This is a genomic window from Mesorhizobium sp. M4B.F.Ca.ET.089.01.1.1 (assembly GCF_004022605.1).
Lineage (GTDB): Bacteria > Pseudomonadota > Alphaproteobacteria > Rhizobiales > Rhizobiaceae > Mesorhizobium > Mesorhizobium abyssinicae.
Window position 1 is genome coordinate 1 of record NZ_RZOS01001480.1, and the last position, 422, is coordinate 422.

The 422-nt window shown below is 68.5% G+C and carries 1 protein-coding gene; it reads left to right on the forward strand.

What is annotated here, in order from left to right; all coding sequences use genetic code 11:
* Window positions 1–98: 98 nt before the first annotated feature.
* The coding region (locus EN780_RS40165) for a hypothetical protein (protein ID WP_210215151.1) at window positions 99–422 on the forward strand (324 nt) is incomplete at its 3' end.

Below are 422 nucleotides of genomic sequence, written 5' to 3' on the forward strand. Positions count from 1 at the left end.
GCTCGGGCAGGCCGGAGCCAAGACAGACAGCCGACATCGGCGCCCGCCTATTTCCCGCGGAGACCCGGCTGGTAGCGGCTGCGGCGGCCGAGGGCCTTGTGACTGCGCTCGCGAGCGCCGAGCTGCCCAACGCGGATCCATTGCTGCCGGTCCGCGCCCATATAATGTTCCGGAACGTGCAGGGCCTCTGGGCTTGTGCCGATCCGGCCTGCGGGCACACGCCGCAGCGCTCTGACGCTCCGCCTGTCGGAGCGCTGTATCACGTTCCGGCCTCCGGGTGTGGGTGCGGCTCGCGTGTGCTCGAGCTCCTGTATTGCGAGCCGTGCGGCGAGGTATTCCTGGGCGGATATCGCGGCACTACCAACAATCCGAACCAGTGGCGGCTGTCACCGGACTTTCCGGATCTCGAGCAGGTGCCGGAC